The following is a 17,049-nucleotide window of genomic DNA, read 5'->3' on the forward strand; positions in this document are numbered from 1 at the left end:
ATCTATTCCTCTCTTGTTCTTGGCTTTCCTGGGTGAAAATAATGAAAACGGCAAACAGGATAATAACTTTCATCGCCGCCGATTTGAACTTGCTCACCTTCATAAACAGGTTGACCGTCGTGAATCCGCAAGTTCATTGTAGCCTTACGTCCACAATAGTGGCAAATTGTTTTGATTTCCTTAATTTTATCCGCAAAAATCAGGAGGTTTTTACTACCTTCGAATAATTTATTTTGAAAATCGTTTTTAAGACCAAATGTCATTACCGGTATCTTAAGTTCATCAACTATTCTGGCACATTCTAAGACATGATGCCGCTCCAAAAATTGTGCCTCATCAATAAAGACGCAGGCAATTGAACCGTCACCGCGTTTTTCATCTTCAGCGTTTAATTTTTGGATATAATCAAAAATATTTGTCTGCGATTCAATCGGAACTGCATCCCGGTGCAGACCAATTCTTGAAGCAACCGTGCCAACACCGCTGCGATTATCAATGCCGCTAGTCATGAGCGCAATCTTACGGCCTTGGGCTTCATAATTATGTGTATCCTTAAGAATTTCAATCGTTTTACCACTACTCATAGCACCATAGTGAAAAAATAATTGTGCCATTTTTTGCTCCTTTGTTTAAATTAAATTCACCTAACTTAACTAGTATAGATGAAAATCAAATTATGTGCAGTTAAATCGTCGTGAAAACTCGTTTTCACCTCGGCGCTATGCTATAGTTATAATGATTTTAAAGTGAGGGATAAAGATGAATCTAAAATCAGGAATTGCCAAGGCTGCTGGTAAATCAAGCTATTGGTTTCTTCATAATGTATTAAAAGGCGGCACCAGTTTTCCTGGCAAGTTAGCGATGAAAATTGACCCGCAGGTGTTAAACGCACTGGCACATGATTATGAAACTGTCATTGTAACTGGAACCAATGGTAAGACGATGACGACATCATTAATTGTGGCCGCATTAAAGCAAAAGTACGGCGACATTCTAACTAATCCGTCAGGTTCGAACATGCAGCAAGGCATTGTTACTGCCTTCTTAGCTCATAAGCAAAAGAAGGTCAAGCGTAAGATTGCTGTCTTAGAAGTCGATGAAGCCAACGTCAAGATGGTTACTGAATTAATTCACCCAAGTTACTATGTGTTGACCAATATTTTTCGTGACCAAATGGACAGATATGGGGAAATTTATACCACTTATGCCAAAATCGTAGATGGTATTAAGCTGGCTCCTGAAGCAACGATTATTGCCAATGGTGATGCCAGCATCTTTTCATCAGTTGCATTGCCCAATAAAAAAGTATTCTACGGGTTTGACTTAGATTCCGCGCAAAAAGATAACGATGCAAAAGCTCCCGTTAATACTGACGGTGTTTTGTGTCCGCAATGCGACCACGTTATTCACTTTCATGACCGGATTTATGCTAACTTGGGCGACTTTTTCTGTCCTCATTGCGGCTACAAGCGTCCAGAATTGAAATACAGTATCAATAAGATTACCGAGCAAACACCTAATCAATTGGCATTTGAAATGGGTGCCAAAGACTATTCGATCAATATCGGTGGTACTTATAATATTTATAACGCTCTGGCTGCTTATTCTGTTGCCCGCGAGTTTGGTTTAAATGATGATGAAATTGCACAATCATTCGCTAACAATAAGCGGGTCTTTGGCCGACAAGAATTAATTAACTACGCTGGTAAAGACATTGACTTGATTTTAGTTAAAAATCCGGTGGGGCTTGACGAAGTGCTGCATATGTTAAACACAGAACCAGATGACTACTCACTGGTTGCACTGCTTAACGCCAATCACGCAGACGGAATTGACACCTCATGGATTTGGGACGGTCAGTTCGAAGACTTAAATCGTGAGCAGATTAAACACGTTATTGTTGGCGGCTTGCGGCGTAAAGACATGAATTTTAGGTTAGAAGTTGCAGGCTTTAATCCTGATAATATGACAGTGGCTAAAGATAACGATGATTTAATCCCGCAAATCGCTAAACTGCCAACTAAAAAAGTTTACATTTTATCAACTTATACTGCTCTTCTCGCCTTGCGTAAAACAATGGCTGAGAAGAAAATTATTAAGGCTGGTATGTAATAACCAAAAAAGACAGTTCTCATAATTGAGAATTGTCTTTTTATTTATAGTAAATTTATTTGCCGCTAAAAACTGGGAACTTGCTTGAAGAACCATAGTCCTTAATATGAGGAATTGCTTTGAGTAACTGCATATCTTCCAGCGCGATAGTAAAATTCACATTCCTATTGGCGGCAATATGTTTAAGAGTTCTGCTCTTAGGCAACGGCACAGTTCCTAACTCTAAGCAATATCTGATAGCTAGTTGAGGAATTGATACCTGATATTTCTTGGCCAACTTAATTAGCTGCTCATTTTTCATCATTTCCCCGTGAGCAATCGGCGAATAGGCTTCTACCAAGAGACCTTTTTTCTGACTGTAATCAATTAATTTGAAGTTGGTATTGCCAATATGGGTTAACAACTGATTAACCACTGGCTTAATCGTACAATTTTGTAGAATATTATCTAAATCAACCTGTTCAAAATTAGAAACTCCAATTGAGCGAACTTTACCAGCCTGCACAGCTTCTTCCATTGCCTGCCAAACTGCTAAATTTTCTGCAAAATAATGATTACTGCCATGAAATTCAGCCCATGGCTCAGGAGCATGAATTAGCAATAGGTCAAGATAATCCAAATCTAATTTTGTCAGCGATGTATCAATCGAATTTTTAACCGTTTGGTAATCCTTATAATTAGCTTCCACCTTAGTTGTAACAAAAAATTGCTCACGTGGCAGACCAGTGGCTTTTAGACCTTCACCCACCCCAACTTCATTGCCATAAGCCTGTGCTGTATCAAATAGGCGGTATCCCAGTTGAGCTGCCTGCTGAACTGCACCTACAACTTCAGTATTATTAATCAACCATGTACCAAAACCCAACTTGGGAATTTTAATTCCATTATTTAAAACATACTTTTCTTCTAAAATCGACATTCTATTGCCTCCTAATGCATTGAGAGCAGCAATTTATTTGCAGCTAGTCGTCCAAAACTAGCATAATTAACTTCTTCCAATTACTTTATGGCAACTTGTTATATTCATCATTAACAACTGGCTCTAACCACTGCGTTGAACCAGTCGTAATCGCTAAGTGGCTAAACCATGAATCTTTAGCAGCTCCATGCCAGTGCTTAACCCCATCGTGAACAACTACCACATCACCTGGATTTAATTCTTGCGGCTGCTTACCCCATTCTTGATACCAACCACGACCACTAACTGCGAGCAAAATCTGACTGCCGTCATGGTGAATATGCCAATTATTATGGCACCCCGGCTCAAAGGTAACATTGCTAACCGGCACAGTTACATCCTTACCATTTGGTGAAACCAAAGCCTTATTATAGCTTTTACCTACGAAATACTGCGCATAACGATCATTACTTGGTCCTGTCGCAAACACTCCCGGCTGTTTAACTTCAGTTGTATCAGATTCATCTGACCAAATTTCCTTAGCACGATTAAAGGTCGACCAGGCTTTGGGCCAGCCAACATAAAATGCAAGCTGTGTAATTTCGGCGACAATCTCTTCTTTAGTGATGCCATGTTGCTTACCTATTTTCAAATGAGCGGTAATTTGTTCTGTGTTGCCCATTGCCATCAGTGCAGCAATTGTTACCAGAGAACGATCATGAGCTGACAGTTCATTTTCTTTAGCCCAAACCTGTCCAAATAAAACATCATCGTTCAAAGCCGCGAATTGTGGTGCAAACTTACCCAAATTTTCCCGACCTGCCGTTTGTTTTTTAGCCATTTTAAAAACCTCCTTAAATTAATTGCCACCAGTATAGAACTTAAAGTTAACTTTAAGTCAAGGCGATGTTAGAATTACTTTATTAAATAAAGAGGAAAAACAATGACAGAAACTATCGAACACAAATACAGTATTGCGGAATTTAGTGCGCTATTTGACCTAAAGCCGTCAACGCTGCGCTTTTACGAAAAAGAAGAATTAATTAAACCGCAACGGTCAGCCAATGGCCACCGCTTTTATGTCGACGCTGACGTGCAATGGATGAAATTCCTGGAACACCTTAAAGGTACAGGAATGAGTATTATTGATTTGAAAAAATACGTTGCTTGGCGCAGTCAAGGCGATCAAACAATCCCCGAACGGCTCGAATTACTTCGCGCAACTAAACAGAATTTTTTGAAGCAATTGAACGAAGTCCAGCACCACCTGCAAATTTTAAACGATAAGATTAATTGGTATGAGGGAAAACAAGCTGGTATGATTACCGAAGATGAAAGTTTCGCGGCATATTTAGCTAAGATGGGACATCATGAATAATTTCATCAGTTTGTTTTAAAAAAGCTCCCGCGATTTTGGCGGAAGCCTTATAAATCAGGATGAGTTCTTCCCCAGCTGTAGTCACCTCAGATGACTTTAAAGCAACAGAATGGAAAACACTTCAAGTACCATTGATAATAAAACACCTGCTATAATAAAAAGAGAGCAGCAGCTTTACCTGCTTACTCCCTTTAAATGCTGGGCTATTTCTTAAAATGGTCATATAACCATGCAGAAATTAAGTTAGCTAGTATGCCAGATACTAGACCCAAAATGAATGATACCATAGAGGCATTCACCTCCTAGAATTACCATAATTGAGAGTGGTTAAGTCTCAGATAATTCCATTAGTCATTTTACCAGAATTTTATCCGTTGACAATGACCTAAAATATTGTAAAATGATAATGAATGATATCAATGAGGCTGAACCTCAAAAAGTCCAAAAGCTGGTTACTTTAGGCAGTCATTAAAATGATCCTCTGCTATGCAGAGGATTTTTTTAATACCATCGCAAAATACGACTGAATAACTCAATAACGTTTCGTTATCCAGCAAGATTTACGACGATTTAACTTAAAGGGGATGGTAAATCACAGATCCCCTGTAAACAATTTAACACCCTAAAGGAATGTACCAAATGTTGTAACCCAATTGCTGATTTTTAACAAAAAAGAAGCCCTTTAGGCTCTATCTAAGCTAATAGATAATTAAATTGCTGAACACTTGATATTATAGCACTTTCAGCGTTCAACTAGACCAATTTTAGAATATTTTGATTAGTCTACCTTTGCAAAAATGTTGTAACCTAAGTACATAATTTGGTGTAATTTCAAAAAATCGTAGAAAATAAAAATGCCTTAGTATCAACGTTTTAAGCTAGTTGAAACTAAGACAAATCATGAATATTGGGATATCCGGGCTCGAACCGAAACATGCAGGAACCAGAAACCTGTGCCTTACCATTTGGCTATATCCCATTGATAAAATCACCCGTACGAGAATTGAACTCGTAACTCCACCTTGAGAGGGTGGCGTCTTAACCATTTGACCAACGGGCAAAATCAACAGTAATTATTATGCTTGTAAAAGTTGTTCTTGTCAAGAGATTTTTAGTTATAATAATTAATAAGATAAATTTTTGCAAAGGATAGAGATAAATGATTGATTACTCAACCACCCAAAACCTCATTGAATCAATGGTTTCCGAACGGATCGTGCCGGGCGTTAATTACGCCTTTATTAAAAATAAACAAACTTTCACTTCAACCGTGGGCTTTGCCACGATCTATCCTAAAGTTAGCCAGCTCAGCCCGTTCGCCGAATATGACCTAGCTAGTTTAACCAAAGTCCTTGCAACTGAAAATATTTTACTAAAATTATACGGCAAAGGCAAACTTAACTTCTCTGAGCCCCTGCACGACTTCATTCCTGAATTTACCGACCGTCGTGTGCGCCTGTTTCATCTTCTTACCCACACTAGCGGTATCCGCGGCTGGATCGATCATCGCGACGAATTAAATCATGATGATTTAATTAATGCAATTATCCACTTGCCGGTAACCGACGAGTTTGAACATAAAATGCGCTATGCCGACACCAATTTCATTTTGTTGGGTTTGGTAATTAAAAAGATTTACGGTAGACCCGTTCAAGAAGTGGCTGCTTCCGAAATTTTTGCGCCCGCAGGACTGACCAAGACCACCTTTAAGCCTGTAATTAGCGATTGCGTGCCAACTGCCTTATTTAATGGTCAAGTCCTTCAGGGTGTCCCCCATGACCCTAAGGCGCGACAATTAGGGAATGACTGCGGCTCTGCTGGGTTATTTTCCTCAATGGAGGATTTAATCAAAATCAGCAAGGGCTACCTGGGGCTCAACCCTAACATCTTGCCTTATGACCAAGATGTTGTTAGCCAACTTTTTGAAAATAAAAATCCAGCAGGCGTAAAACCGCGCTCTTGGGGCTGGGATATCCGCTTTGATCCTGAGAGTCATTATCCCCTAATCCTTCACACCGGATATACCGGAACCTTGATTTTGCTTGATCGCGTTAAAAAATCCGGACTGATTTTACTGACCAATCGCGTACACCCAACAGGTCATAACCAGATTTTCTTAACAATGCGCGAAAAAATTATCCGCAGCTTTTTAACTGAAAATGATAAATAAACTATCAGAAAACCCCTGAAATTAGTCATCCTAATTCAGGGGTTCATTATTATACATTATTTTGCACAATCTTTTTTGTTAGGAATAAAATGCCAAATCAAATCAGCTACAGCATCAAATAACATGCCGCCTGCCATCCAATACATTGCCATCATCATGCCATCTGCAGTAAAGGTATAATACGCTGCAATCCCAAATACGATCACGTTAATAATTTTGATAATTAAGTTATCACACATCATCTTAAAAAACTCCTTTTGCTTAAACAACTAGTTAAATTATACCTATTTTCAGCATAATTGTAAGCGATTTTTGCGTTTTTTAATTATGATTCAATAACAATATTTAATTTAGCACTTATAATCATTATCGTTATCAAATGTTTACAGCCGTAAGCATAAGCAAAATTATTTTTTTATTAAGTATAATTACACTTATAAAATCAGATATTTTATGAAAGTGTTATTTAATTACTATTTTGTCGTTCAAGTTTAAACATTCTAAGATAACTACATAAGATAATAGCACTTGCAAAAATTAACACAATAAATGCAATTTGACTACCTTTAGCCGTCATTGCCGCATAATTACCCGGTTTCTTTTGCCAAGCAGAAATAATTGTTGCCATAACTGTCGTACCTAGAGAGCCAGCATACTGTTGTCCCGTCTGAAAGACTGCCGTTGCATCGGTATGTAATTCATCTGGCTGCAATTTGGAAGCTTCTGCCATTGTATTATTAAAGGCTAACTGCCGGCCAATAATCATAATGCCATAAAAAACAACAATCATTATTGTCGAAATCTTTAAGCTGAAAATTGCAAATAAAATACAGGCAAGCATGCAAAAGATTGTCCCTGTCAAAAGTGGCAGTTTGGCACCCTTTTGGTCATAAATATGACCAAACCACGGATTAAGCACCCCGCTCAGGATACAACCCGGCAGTAAAATCAACCCACCAACTAGCGAACTTGAATGATTAACAATCTGAACATAATTTGGTAGTGCAAAGCTAGTGCCGATATTAATAAATTGCAACAATAAATACGAAATCAGTGCACAAATAAATGCCTTGTTTTTAAAAACTGCTAGGTTGAGCAGCTGCTTGTCACTATTTTTGACTGATTTAATAAACAACCAACCTAAAACCGCAACGACTATCATCCCTAGCCAAAACCAAATATTGGTCAGCCCCTGACCGATTTGATTGAAGGTCAAGCTAAAAATTACCATCGCCGCTGCAATAATAATATAACTGCGCCAATCAAATTGTGGATGCTTCTTCTCATGGTATTGTTCGACCATAAACAGACCCAAAACAAGGATTATCAGACCAATTATTGCCGCAATACCAAAAATTAACGGCCAGCCATAGAAGTAAACAACTGTACCACCAAAAGTTGGTCCTAAGGATGGAGCTAAAATGACTACAAGCCCCGTAATTCCCATATAAAAGCCCCATTTGTCTTGTGGTATCAGCTCAACTACCAGATTAAACATTAACGGGATTGACAAGCCAGCGCCAAATGCCGAAATCAGTCGTCCACTTAGAAGAAGCCAAAAATTAGTGGCTGTTCCTGCAACAAATGAGCCGACAATAAAGGTAATCGCTGCCGTTAAAAATAATTGTTTAGCAGAAAAGCGATCATTTAAATATGAGCTTGCGACCATAATTATGGCAATTGCCAGTAAATAACCGGTAGTAGTCCACTGCACTAGACCTAAGCCAATATGAAATTGCTTCATCATTGTTGGAAAAGTAACATTTAAACTTGTTTCGGTCAAAATTGAAACAAACGCCATTAAGGCACAGCTAATAATTGCCCCAACGTGCTTCGGCGTTACTACTTTTTTCTCCATTAAAACATCTCCTTATCATAAAAAAGGGTAAAAGCATGGAATGCTTTTACCCCTTCTTTATTTAATTAAAGCTGCCGATATTTTAGCAACACTTTTTGCAAAGCTGGCAGCAAGATCACAGCAACAATTGCACCGGCTATTCCTTGAATAGTATCAGTCAAAAGTCCTAAAACGCCAGCTGCCGTGGAATATAACAGCCAATTAGCCAAATAGTATCCGCCAACCATCACAATAATACCAACAACAAGTGCCAAAATGTAACGCAACCACTTGCGACCATCTTGTACCGCCTTTTTCACTAGCAAGCCCACAAATAGTCCTTCTAGCCCATGAATAACCAGTGAAAAGAGCATGAATTGTGCGTACCCAGAAAGTAAATCAAGTAAAAATCCGGATAACCCGCCAACTAATAGTCCAGCAACTGGTCCTAATGTGATTGCCGCTAAAAAAATCCCGGTATCGCAAAAATTGATATTGCCGTGAGTTGCTGGAATCGGAATAATTAATATCCGACTAAGTACAACGTTCAGCGCCGTCAGCAATGCTAAAAAGACTAATTGACCAAGTGTTAACTTACTTTTACTATCATCTGCCATAATTAAATACTCCCAAATAATATAATTTATTATTCAAACGATAAAATTATATTTTTAATATTAATTTAATTAAAAACCAATTATAGTTAAAAGTAAAGTTCGTTTAATTCAGTTATTTATTGAAACGGGCAGTTAAATCATCGTGCAGGTCTTCATAACCTGGCTTGTTAAGCAAACCAAACATATTACGCTTGTATGCTTCAACTCCTGGTTGGTTGAATGGATTAATTCCGTTTAAATAACCAGAAATCGCAATTGCTAATTCAAAGAAGTAAATCAAATAGCCAAGAGTATGTTCAGTTTGATCGGGAATGTTAACTGTCATTACAGGCACGCCGCCATCAGTATGAGCCAGTACAACACCTTGATAAGCACGTTCATTAACATAATTTAAGCTCTTACCAGCTAAGAAGTTAAGTTGGTCCAAGTTACGGTCATCAGCAGGAATTTCTACATCGTTAGCCGGATTTTCAACGCGAATAACTGTTTCAAACAAGTTACGCAAACCCTCTTGAATGTATTGTCCCAAAGAGTGCAAATCAGTTGAGAAGTTAGCACTTGATGGCCAAATTCCCTTGTTGTCCTTACCTTCTGATTCACCCATCAATTGCTTGCACCATTCACCAAACATTCTCAAAGTTGGTTCATAATTTTCAACAATTTCTGTTGTGTAACCCTTCCGATACAAAATATTCCGCAATGCAGCATATTGGTACGGCGTAGCCTTAGTCAAATCAGTATCATCATAATCGCTGCGAGCATCAGCTGCACCTTGCATCAATTGGTCAATATCGGCACCAGAAGCTGCAATTGGCAATAAGCCTACAGCTGATAGTACACTGTAACGACCACCAATATCATCTGGCACAACAAATTCTTCGTAACCTTCTGCATCCGCTTCAGTCTTCAGAGCGCCCTTAGCACGATCGGTTGTTGCATAAATCCGTTTTTGTGCTTCTTCTTTGCCGTATTTTTTAATTAATTTGTCTTTAAAAATTCTAAAGGCAACAGCAGCTTCAGTTGTTGTTCCTGATTTAGAAATAACATTAATACTAAAGTCCTTATCACCCAGCCAAGCTATTAAATCATGCAGATATGATCCTGAAAGTGAATTACCACAGAAAACAATCGTTGGGTACTTATCTTGGCCCTTACCATAGAATGAGCTATTCAAAAACTCAATCGCAGCTTGAGCGCCAAGGTATGAACCACCAATCCCGATACAAATTAAAACTTCAGAATCGCCTTGGATTTTCTTAGCGGCCTTTTTAATCCGGCTAAATTCTTCCTTATCATAATCAACTGGCAAATCAACCCAGCCTAAGAAATCATTGCCCGCACCAGTGCCCTCTTTTAATTCTTGAGCGGCAGCATTAACCAATGCTTGCATCTCACTGAGTTCATTTTCATGAACAAATGGCGTCAATTTAGTGCTGTCAAATTTAATCAAACTCATAAGTACGCTTCCTTAACTAAACAAAATATTTATTTCACAAGAATATTCTAACAATCTTATTTTGCAAATTCCAGTTATTTCTTTAATGTTTTGCAAACTTATTACGCACAGACTTAAACACCCAATAAAGTAAATATCCAATAGCTGCACCACAACTATTAAAAAAGACATCATCAATATCACTAACACCAGTTTCAAGCAAAAATTGCATCCCCTCAATAAAAATCGAAAAAATCATCCCTGCTAGTAATACTCTTAAAAAAGTTTGCTTTTTTGAAAAAACAAATGGTGCCAAAAAGCCAAACGGTACAAAACATAACACATTACCAAAAGAATTATAGAAAAAGTCGAGCCGGCTTTGAGCATACACTAATTTCCATGTTTCTTTTAAAAATACCAAGTTGATTTCACTTAATGGCCTGCTAAAATAAAAAGTCAGCTGCCACGGAAAATATGTATTTCGAAAAGTCGTCAGCATTAACACTAAAATAAGATAAAATGCAAACAGCCACACGCTGGCTTCGGACTTGATTGAGCGCCGGCGCCGGATTGCCATTAACCAGAATAAGCGTACAACGGCAAACAATAAAAAATACAGAATAGTTTTATCAATTGCCAGTATCAGCAGCTTAATCAACGCAAAGTGGTTGATTTTAGTAGCTAAATTTTGCGCAATGATATTATACAGTGGTCCTAAAAAAATCATGCTTAATCAATTCCTAAAAATAAAGTTCATTTAAATTATACTCAATTTCACGTATACAAATCTTAAAAAACGACTAATAATCGCGAAAAGATTGTCTCACGCCTGTTAAACCTTTAAAATCATTATTAAAGGAGCGTTCATTTTGAAAAAAAAGAATCTAGCAAACTTCATGCAGACAAGAACAGGCTTTTTTATCCTGCTCGTCTTGCTATTTGTCCTAAAGTACATCTTTGCGGCATACCATGATTTCAATTTAGGTATTTCTGATCCTTATCAGCACATCATTATGTGGCTTAGTCCGCTGGGAACAGCAATTTTGCTCTTGAGCATCGGCTTTTATTTTCCTAAACCGATTGTTTCCTATTGGGTCATGCTGTTGATGGACTTTGCCAATACCTGCTTATTATTTGCTAATATCCTCTATTATCGTGAATTTTCAGATTTTATTACAGTTAAGACAATTACTAATGCGGGTAAAGTTGCCCCAGGCTTAGGCAAAAGTGCAGTTTCACTCTTGCAGCCGTCAGATATTCTGCTCTGGCTCGACCTAATTTTGGTCATTGCCCTATTAGTGACACATAAATTAAAAATCGATCAGAGGTCTTACGGGCTCTTAACGCCGTTTACCATTACTTCATTCGGCTTTTTTGTTTTGGCATTAAATATTTTCCTGGCTGAATCGTCCAGACCGCGGCTTTTAAGAAATACCTTTGACCGTGCTTATGTTGTTAAGTACCTTGGTCTTGATACATACACCGTTTATGACGGTATTAAAAATGAGCAAACCGAGCAGATCAACCGTAATGCCAATGCAGCTGATTTGAACAAAATTCTTAATTTTACCAAGAAAAACAAGATACCTGCTAATGCCAATTATTTTGGCAAAGAAAAAGGCAAAAACGTCATTGTTATTCACCTTGAAAGTTTCCAGCAATTTTTAATTGGATTAAAGGTCAACGGCAAAGAAGTAACGCCGTTTCTAAATTCAATCTATCACGACAAGCACACGATCAGTTTTGACAACTTTTATCACCAAGTCGGCATCGGCCGCACTAGTGATGCCGAAAACATGCTGGAGACTGGCACTTACGGTATCGCTGACGGGTCACTTTTTACTGCTCTTGGCGGTTCCAATACCTTCCAAGCTGCACCGCAAATTTTACATGAACATGGCAATTACACTTCTGCTGTCTTCCATGGCAATGTCGGTACCTTCTGGAATCGTGACGAAGTCTATAAGAACCTGGGTTACAATTACTTTTTTGACCAAAATTATTTCAGTACTGATAAGGATGATAAAAAGGAATACGGTGTCAAAGATAAGCTGCTTTTTGCCGAAAGTATTAAGTATTTAGAACGCATGCAGCAGCCCTTCTACACCAAGTTTATTACGGTAACCAACCACACGCCGTTTTCAATGGATGACCAGGATCTCGACCCGCATTTTCAAACTACCGATACCAGCGACAAAACCATTAACAATTACTTTGAAACTGCCCATTATCTAGATGAGTCCATCCGCGAATTTTTTGCTTACTTGAAAAAATCCGGCTTAGCCAAGAACACAATGGTCGTTATCTATGGCGACCATTACGGTTTAACAAACTCTGAAAATCAAACTTTGGCACCAATTGTCGGCGAAAGTTCTGACACTTGGAGTAGTTATAATGATACGCAAATGCAACGGGTGCCCTTCATGATTCACGCGCCTAATCTAAAGGGCAAAATCAACCATGAAGTTGCCGGTGAAATTGACGTCTTGCCGACCTTGATGCACCTGTTGGGCATCAGCAATAAGCATTACGTGCAATTCGGCAGTGACCTATTATCACGGCAGTATCGCCCGTGGATCGTTTTTCGTAACGGTACAATTGTCAGTCAAAAATACGTGATTATTGGCGCCAAAGGTAAAAAAGGTCTTGTCTATGATCGTAAGACTGGCAAGCAAATTATCAACTTTACCAAACAGGAAAAAGAAGAAATAGCAGACCTTGCCAAAAAGGCGAAGCAATCCTTAAAATATTCAGACTTGCTTAATAACCATAACTTGTTGCGTTTTTACACGCCAAAAGGCTTTAAGCCTGTTAATCCCAACCAGTTTGATTATCTAACCAATTTTCAACAAATGGAAAAAATTCAAAATAAACTGAAGAAAAAGTCAACGGCACTGATTAATGTCCATCATGGCTCAACGACAAAACTTTACAAAACTGACGCACCTGAATTAAAGGGTCGCGATGAAGAAATCACCGAAATTCCAGAATCTGTCCGCGGCAACCACTTAACAGAAAAGAAAAATAAATCTAGTAAAAACAAGAAAAAGGCATATAATAAATAATCATTTATATCTACTATAGAAAGGAAAAACCAAGATGTTTTTACTAATTATTTTTATTCTTCTAATTGCATTTTTTATCGCGGGCTGCCGGGTTGTGCCGCAGAATAATGAAGGCTTAATTGAAACTTTAGGTAAGTATTCTAAAACCGTTAAAGCTGGTTTTGTTTTTATTATTCCCTTCATTCAAAAAATACGGCGTGTTTCTTTGGCGATGTTTCCTGCAGAAATTTCCAAATATTCAATTATTACTAAAGACAATGCCGAAATCACAACTAGTCTAACCTTAAACTATCTGGTAACTGATTCTTACAAGTATTTTTATAACAACACAGACTCAGTTAAATCCATGGTTGAATTAATTCGCGGTCACTTACGCGACATTATCGGCCGAATGGACCTGAACGAGGCATTGGGCTCAACAAGTAAAATTAACACCCAATTATCCGAAGCCATTGGCGATTTAACAGATATCTACGGCATTCGCGTTGTTCGAGTTAACATTGATGAACTGCTGCCAAGTCCTGAAATTCAAAAGGCAATGGACAAGCAATTAACTGCTGACCGGGAGAAAATCGCAGCCATTGAAAAAGCTGAAGGTGAAGCCAAAAACATTGAATTAACAACTAAGGCCAAAAACGATGCTTTAATTGCCACTGCCAAAGCTAACGCCGAAGCAATTAAGACTAAAGCTGATGCTGAAGCATACCGCATTAATCAACTGCAGACTAGTCTTGCCAATGCTAGTGAGGGCTACTTTAGAAACCAAAGTCTAGACAGCTTTAATCAGTTAGCTGCTGGCCCAGACAATTTAATTGTCGTAAGTAAAGACGAAATGACTAATTTAAGCGAATTGCCGGCTTCCGCTAAAGTATGGCACCAAGCTGAAGGAAAATAATTCTATTGCCAAAAACAAAGAGCACTTCAATTTGAAGTGCTCTTTTTGTATCTATTTACCTAAATATTGCTCGTAACCCTGGTCATAAATGGTAATTGTAAATTCTGCACCTTGCCCTATTTCAGAAGTTACCTCTACCTTGCCGCCATGCTGCTTAACAAGCGATGATACAATCGCTAATCCTAACCCAGATTCACCTGTACCTAGCCGTGCCCTTGATGGATCAGCTTTAAAGAAGCGCTCAAAAATATACTTCATTTGCTTCTTGCTCATCCCAATCCCATCATCTTTAACGATGATTTGCGTGCCATGAGTTATTCTGCGACCACTAAGCACGATATGACCATTAGTAGTAAATTGAATTGCATTCTGAACCAGATTAACAATAATTTGCGTTAATCGGTCACGATCCGCATAAATCGGCAATTCATCCGGCGCCTTTAATTCAAGTTGATCGTTAGCCTTATCGGCATTTTGCCTTAATTGGATTACAACATCTTCTAGAATTTTCTTGGCATTAAATTTTGTCTTGGTCAAATTGATTTGATTATTACGAATCTTTTCATAATCCAAATTTTCATTAACTAAGCGAATTAAGCGTTTAGTTTCTCGACGCATTAAGTCAATTGATTTTGGTTTAGATTCTTCTGGAATGGCATCATACTGCAGGCCCTCAAGGATACCATTGATCGTCGTTAATGGTGTTCGCATCTCATGAGCTGCATCAGCCATAAATTGGTCGCGCCGTTTTTCCTGCGTTTTAACTTCTTGGTCATATTTTTTTAGCGCCTGCACCATTTTATTAAAACTAGCAGCCAACTGGTCAATTTCATCATTGCCCTTGTACTCAATCTGAACATCAAAATTACCAGACTGTACTTTTTTAGTTGCTCTCGACAGCCGGTTGATCTTGTTAGTCGAATAATAACTTAAGATGATACTCATAACTAAGCCAACAAGTAAGGCAATAATTAAAGCATTAATCAAATTATGCTTGGCCGTTTCAATTGGGCGTTCCACATCCTTTACAAGTGATCCCAGCCAAATCGCCCCAATAATCTTATGGCCGCTCATCCAGGGAACGATTACTCCCGTGTATGGATTTCTTGTATGACACAAGTATGACCGCTCCTCATTATTATTTCTAACATGAATTTCTTTGTCACTGCTTAAAACAGCAAACACATTCCTCTTTAAGCGTAACAAGCGCCGACTTTTAGGATAGATTTGTACTCCCTGATTGTTAAAAATATGCAAGTGCAGGTCATCACCACGCAAAACAAACTGCAATTGATCCAAAAATTCAGAGTTAAGCATAACTGTGCCATTCTTTTGGTCGCTGGCAGCTAAATCACCTAATGATGATGCATAATCTTCCATGCGCCGATAATTTTGCTCATAAGACTGCGTCGTTACCGACTTAATCTCAGCATAACCAATAATTGACACTGTCGTAATAATGATTAGCAAAAAGCTAAGTAAATGCTGGTAAATCGACTTCATTTATTGACCTGCTCATCATCAAACTTATAGCCAACTCCCCAGACAGTTTGAATTACATCAGCACCAACTTTTTCTAATTTTTGCCGCAGCTTTTTAATGTGAGCATCGACTGTACGTTCTTCACCAAAATAATCATAACCCCAGACTGCTTCAAGTAACTGACTACGAGAAAAAACCTGCTTGGGCTTTTGCGCCATTGTATAGAGTAAGTCAAATTCCTTCGGCGTAATATTAGCCACCTTTTTGTCATCAAACAATACTTCACGTCGCGCCTTAGAAATTTTGACATGGTTAGTATGAACATCAAAATTACTTGTCGATTGTGACATCTCAGGTTTGTTTTGGTTGTCTTCAATCATAATTCGCCGATGCAAGGCCTTAATCCGTGCAATTAAGGCCAAGGGGCTAAATGGTTTAGAAACATAATCATCAGCGCCAACGCCTAATCCCAAAATTTGATCGGCTTCACTATCACGCGCCGTCAACATAATTATCGGCACGCTTGGCGATAGTGCCCGGATTTCCTTAGTCACCTGAATGCCATCTTTTTTAGGTAAATTAAGGTCCAAAGTAATTAGATCATACTCTTCAGGGTATCTTTTAAACATTTCCACGGCTTGAACACCATCAACGGCAATTTCTTGTGTCCAGCCTTCTTTAGCAAAAAACATCCCCATCATTTCGGCAACAGAGTTATCATCTTCAACCATCAAAATTTTCAGTTTCATTTTCGATCCCTAAATCCTTTAGTTTTTTCATGCTTCACCTTATCTGGGTCAACATAATCTGCCGGCAATTCATGACGCTTAATTAAAAACTGTTTCAAACTTTTTTCAGTGGCAACAATTGGAAACAGGATAAAGAAGTAAAACGTCAATAACCAAATCAAAAAATACCGATCCCACTTTAATAGATGAATGCCAACTCCCAGTAGCAGTTGCAGTAAGCCAAACAAGGCAAAATATAGACTTGCCTTTTTCTGAGCAAAAGCAAAACTACCCTGGTTAACTTGCGCTAAGTATGACGAATAACCATAGAGTGGATTGGCTTTCTTAGCCGGTTTAATTAACCAGATTAGTCCGAGGGCAAGCAAAATTGCACCACAAGCAATATATATCATTCTACTTATTTTCCTTTTT

The 17,049-nt window shown here is 38.3% G+C and carries 16 protein-coding genes and 2 tRNA genes; 5 read left to right on the forward strand and 13 right to left on the reverse strand.

Translation table 11 applies throughout. The features are described from left to right. Window positions 1-2: 2 nt before the first annotated feature. Window positions 3-614 carry a thymidine kinase gene (locus PT278_RS02035; protein ID WP_277129789.1) on the reverse strand — a complete coding sequence of 204 codons (612 nt, stop codon included), beginning with the start codon at window positions 612-614 and terminating at the stop codon, window positions 3-5. A gap of 145 nt (window positions 615-759) precedes the next feature. On the opposite strand from PT278_RS02035, the gene PT278_RS02040 reads away from it, so the two are divergent. Next, complete coding sequence (locus PT278_RS02040) at window positions 760-2,112, forward strand: Mur ligase family protein (protein ID WP_277129790.1); 1,353 nt, start codon at window positions 760-762, stop codon at window positions 2,110-2,112. 55 nt (window positions 2,113-2,167) lie between these two features. Here PT278_RS02040 and PT278_RS02045 read toward each other — a convergent pair whose 3' ends face one another. Both PT278_RS02045 and PT278_RS02050 read right to left on the reverse strand, forming a co-directional pair. After that, window positions 2,168-3,031 carry an aldo/keto reductase gene (locus PT278_RS02045; protein WP_277129792.1) on the reverse strand — a complete coding sequence of 288 codons (864 nt, stop codon included), beginning with the start codon at window positions 3,029-3,031 and terminating at the stop codon, window positions 2,168-2,170. An 85-nt stretch (window positions 3,032-3,116) separates the two neighbouring features. Further along, window positions 3,117-3,851, reverse strand: a complete 735-nt coding sequence (locus PT278_RS02050; RefSeq protein ID WP_277129793.1) for a carboxymuconolactone decarboxylase family protein — start codon at window positions 3,849-3,851, stop codon at window positions 3,117-3,119. A gap of 102 nt (window positions 3,852-3,953) precedes the next feature. Between PT278_RS02050 and PT278_RS02055 the strand changes: the two genes are divergently transcribed. Next, entirely contained in the window at window positions 3,954-4,388 is a 435-nt protein-coding gene (locus PT278_RS02055; protein ID WP_277129794.1) for a MerR family transcriptional regulator, read from the forward strand. Window positions 4,389-5,295: 907 nt separating this feature from the next. Here the strand turns inward: PT278_RS02055 and PT278_RS02060 are convergent. Both PT278_RS02060 and PT278_RS02065 read right to left on the reverse strand, forming a co-directional pair. Then, window positions 5,296-5,367: transfer RNA gene (locus PT278_RS02060), tRNA-Gln, on the reverse strand. A 9-nt stretch (window positions 5,368-5,376) separates the two neighbouring features. Next, window positions 5,377-5,448 (reverse strand) — tRNA-Glu (locus tag PT278_RS02065). A 99-nt stretch (window positions 5,449-5,547) separates the two neighbouring features. On the opposite strand from PT278_RS02065, the gene PT278_RS02070 reads away from it, so the two are divergent. Then, on the forward strand, window positions 5,548-6,558 hold the full coding sequence (locus PT278_RS02070) for a serine hydrolase domain-containing protein (RefSeq protein WP_277129795.1): 1,011 nt from the start codon (window positions 5,548-5,550) through the stop codon (window positions 6,556-6,558). A 56-nt stretch (window positions 6,559-6,614) separates the two neighbouring features. Here the strand turns inward: PT278_RS02070 and PT278_RS02075 are convergent, their stop codons facing one another. From PT278_RS02075 to PT278_RS02095, 5 genes are all read right to left on the reverse strand, one after another. Further along, on the reverse strand, window positions 6,615-6,800 hold the full coding sequence (locus PT278_RS02075; protein ID WP_277129796.1) for a hypothetical protein: 186 nt from the start codon (window positions 6,798-6,800) through the stop codon (window positions 6,615-6,617). Between the two features lie 224 nt (window positions 6,801-7,024). Then, window positions 7,025-8,416 carry an MFS transporter gene (locus PT278_RS02080; RefSeq protein ID WP_277129798.1) on the reverse strand — a complete coding sequence of 464 codons (1,392 nt, stop codon included), beginning with the start codon at window positions 8,414-8,416 and terminating at the stop codon, window positions 7,025-7,027. 65 nt (window positions 8,417-8,481) lie between these two features. Continuing rightward, window positions 8,482-9,012, reverse strand: a complete 531-nt coding sequence (locus tag PT278_RS02085) for an ECF transporter S component (RefSeq protein ID WP_277129799.1) — start codon at window positions 9,010-9,012, stop codon at window positions 8,482-8,484. 112 nt (window positions 9,013-9,124) lie between these two features. Then, entirely contained in the window at window positions 9,125-10,468 is a 1,344-nt protein-coding gene (locus PT278_RS02090) for a glucose-6-phosphate isomerase (protein ID WP_277129800.1), read from the reverse strand. A gap of 82 nt (window positions 10,469-10,550) precedes the next feature. Next, window positions 10,551-11,174, reverse strand: a complete 624-nt coding sequence (locus PT278_RS02095) for a VanZ family protein (protein WP_277129801.1) — start codon at window positions 11,172-11,174, stop codon at window positions 10,551-10,553. 142 nt (window positions 11,175-11,316) lie between these two features. On the opposite strand from PT278_RS02095, the gene PT278_RS02100 reads away from it, so the two are divergent. Then, entirely contained in the window at window positions 11,317-13,512 is a 2,196-nt protein-coding gene (locus tag PT278_RS02100; protein ID WP_277129803.1) for an LTA synthase family protein, read from the forward strand. Window positions 13,513-13,546: 34 nt separating this feature from the next. Next, entirely contained in the window at window positions 13,547-14,407 is an 861-nt protein-coding gene (locus PT278_RS02105) for an SPFH domain-containing protein (protein WP_277129804.1), read from the forward strand. A 51-nt stretch (window positions 14,408-14,458) separates the two neighbouring features. On the opposite strand, the gene PT278_RS02110 is transcribed toward PT278_RS02105, so the two are convergent. The 3 genes from PT278_RS02110 to PT278_RS02120 are packed head-to-tail and all read right to left on the reverse strand — an operon-like array spanning window position 14,459 to window position 17,030. Continuing rightward, on the reverse strand, window positions 14,459-15,910 hold the full coding sequence (locus PT278_RS02110; protein ID WP_277129807.1) for a HAMP domain-containing sensor histidine kinase: 1,452 nt from the start codon (window positions 15,908-15,910) through the stop codon (window positions 14,459-14,461). Further along, a complete protein-coding gene (locus PT278_RS02115; protein ID WP_277129808.1) occupies window positions 15,907-16,638 on the reverse strand; it encodes a response regulator transcription factor in 732 nt (243 codons plus the stop codon). The genes PT278_RS02110 and PT278_RS02115 overlap by 4 nt, the downstream gene beginning before the upstream one ends. Continuing rightward, window positions 16,635-17,030, reverse strand: a complete 396-nt coding sequence (locus tag PT278_RS02120) for a hypothetical protein (protein WP_277129809.1) — start codon at window positions 17,028-17,030, stop codon at window positions 16,635-16,637. Before PT278_RS02120 ends, PT278_RS02115 begins: the two co-directional genes overlap by 4 nt. Between the last annotated feature and the right edge of the window lie 19 nt (window positions 17,031-17,049).

Source organism: Lactobacillus sp. ESL0703 (assembly GCF_029433435.1).
Lineage (GTDB): Bacteria > Bacillota > Bacilli > Lactobacillales > Lactobacillaceae > Lactobacillus.

What these genes read in the sequence shown, in the direction of transcription:
- PT278_RS02035 (WP_277129789.1), bottom strand. Translation starts at nt 614, where the DNA reads ATGGCACAATTATTTTTTCACTATGGTGCTATGAGTAGTGGTAAAACG.
- PT278_RS02040 (WP_277129790.1), top strand. Translation starts at nt 760, where the DNA reads ATGAATCTAAAATCAGGAATTGCCAAGGCTGCTGGTAAATCAAGCTAT.
- PT278_RS02045 (WP_277129792.1), bottom strand. Translation starts at nt 3,031, where the DNA reads ATGTCGATTTTAGAAGAAAAGTATGTTTTAAATAATGGAATTAAAATT.
- PT278_RS02050 (WP_277129793.1), bottom strand. Translation starts at nt 3,851, where the DNA reads ATGGCTAAAAAACAAACGGCAGGTCGGGAAAATTTGGGTAAGTTTGCA.
- PT278_RS02055 (WP_277129794.1), top strand. Translation starts at nt 3,954, where the DNA reads ATGACAGAAACTATCGAACACAAATACAGTATTGCGGAATTTAGTGCG.
- PT278_RS02070 (WP_277129795.1), top strand. Translation starts at nt 5,548, where the DNA reads ATGATTGATTACTCAACCACCCAAAACCTCATTGAATCAATGGTTTCC.
- PT278_RS02075 (WP_277129796.1), bottom strand. Translation starts at nt 6,800, where the DNA reads ATGATGTGTGATAACTTAATTATCAAAATTATTAACGTGATCGTATTT.
- PT278_RS02080 (WP_277129798.1), bottom strand. Translation starts at nt 8,416, where the DNA reads ATGGAGAAAAAAGTAGTAACGCCGAAGCACGTTGGGGCAATTATTAGC.
- PT278_RS02085 (WP_277129799.1), bottom strand. Translation starts at nt 9,012, where the DNA reads ATGGCAGATGATAGTAAAAGTAAGTTAACACTTGGTCAATTAGTCTTT.
- PT278_RS02090 (WP_277129800.1), bottom strand. Translation starts at nt 10,468, where the DNA reads ATGAGTTTGATTAAATTTGACAGCACTAAATTGACGCCATTTGTTCAT.
- PT278_RS02095 (WP_277129801.1), bottom strand. Translation starts at nt 11,174, where the DNA reads ATGATTTTTTTAGGACCACTGTATAATATCATTGCGCAAAATTTAGCT.
- PT278_RS02105 (WP_277129804.1), top strand. Translation starts at nt 13,547, where the DNA reads ATGTTTTTACTAATTATTTTTATTCTTCTAATTGCATTTTTTATCGCG.
- PT278_RS02110 (WP_277129807.1), bottom strand. Translation starts at nt 15,910, where the DNA reads ATGAAGTCGATTTACCAGCATTTACTTAGCTTTTTGCTAATCATTATT.
- PT278_RS02115 (WP_277129808.1), bottom strand. Translation starts at nt 16,638, where the DNA reads ATGAAACTGAAAATTTTGATGGTTGAAGATGATAACTCTGTTGCCGAA.
- PT278_RS02120 (WP_277129809.1), bottom strand. Translation starts at nt 17,030, where the DNA reads ATGATATATATTGCTTGTGGTGCAATTTTGCTTGCCCTCGGACTAATC.